Origin of the sequence: Rhodococcus sp. LB1 (assembly GCF_001583455.1) — a bacterium.
GTDB lineage: Bacteria > Actinomycetota > Actinomycetes > Mycobacteriales > Mycobacteriaceae > Rhodococcus_F > Rhodococcus_F opacus.
Genome location: NZ_LTCZ01000361.1, coordinates 1 through 1,280, shown reverse-complemented (window position 1 = coordinate 1,280; position 1,280 = coordinate 1). Strand labels below are relative to the sequence as shown.

At 68.5% G+C, this 1,280-nt stretch carries 1 protein-coding gene and 1 pseudogene; both read right to left on the bottom strand.

Features of this window, described 5'->3' with window-relative positions; all coding sequences use genetic code 11:
- Positions 1 to 128 (bottom strand): annotated as a pseudogene (locus AZG88_RS52170) (maleylacetate reductase); the annotation flags it as partial.
- Between the two features lie 99 nt (positions 129 to 227).
- Positions 228 to 1,280: muconate/chloromuconate family cycloisomerase (locus tag AZG88_RS35580; RefSeq protein ID WP_061700438.1), on the bottom strand; the 1,053-nt coding region annotated here is incomplete at its 5' end.

Sequence of the window (1,280 nt, the reverse complement as noted above, 5' to 3'; positions counted from 1 at the left end):
GCACTGGAGATCACCATGACCCTTTGCGCGCCGAGCCGCGCGACCTCGGCAGCGAGGTGTTCGGCAACGAGTCCAGTGCCGAACAGCACCCGCTGCCCGAGGGTTGTGTGTTCGAAGGTCAGGCTCATGAACGGTCCTCTGTCTGAATTGAGACGGCACCGTCCGGCGATCGAGTCGAACGGGTGCGTGATCTGTGGCTGACGGTGGCGGGCGGCGGGTTCAATTTCTCAGGACGTGCGCGCATAACGGGCGATCTGGTCCTCGTCGATCTCGATGCCGAGGCCGGGTCCGGTGGGCAGGTGCAGGAAGCCGTCCTTGAAGACGACGGGTTCGACGACGATGTCGTCGGAGAGCAGCAGGGTGCCGAACAGCTCGGTTCCTGCGGTGAGCGAGGGCATCGCGCAGAACGCGTGCAGGGAGGCCGCGGTGCCGATCGAAGACTCGATCGTGGTGCCGCCGTAGCAGGGGACGCCGAAGGCATCGGCGACCGCACCGACCGCGAGAACGTTGCTGATCCCGCCGCCCTTGGCGAGCTTGACCGCGAGGATGTCGGCGGCGCCGGCGGTGCACAGCCGCACCGCATCATGCGCGGTGCGCACGCTCTCGTCGGCCATCACGGGGATGGTGAGCAGGTCGGCCAGGCGTGCCATCGCGCCCACGTCCCACCGCGGCACGGGCTGTTCGATCAGGCCGATACCGGCAGCGGCGAGCTCGGGCAGGTACCGCTCGGCGGTGAGGACATCCCACGACCCGTTCAGATCGACCGCGAGGTCGGCCTGGCCGGCGAGGGCGTCGGCCACGGCGGTGACCCGGGCGACGTCGTCGGCGGGCTGGCCCGCTCCCATCTTGAGCTTGAACGACCGATGCTCACCCGCGTCGAGCTTCTTTTGTGCCTCCGCGATCACCACGTCCGCCGGTTCGGCGCCCAGCGCCCAGGTCACCGGCAGCCGGTCACGGTGCGCCCCGCCGAGCAGCTGATACACCGGCAGGCCGTACCCCTTACCGCACGCATCCCACAGCGCCATTTCGACAGCGGCTTTCGCGAATTCGGCGCCGTCGACCATCCGGTCCAACTTGCGGCCGAGGTAGCCGACCCGGCTGAGGTCCTCGCCGACGAGCAGCGGTGTGAGGTAGCGGTCGATCAGGACCTTCATGCCCTCGATCGACTCACCACCCCACCACGGGCCACCCGGAACGACGCCCTCGCCGATCCCGACGACCCCGCCGGTGGTGGTGACCCGGACCAGCAGCAGACTCTGTGAATCGATGGTCAGGATCGA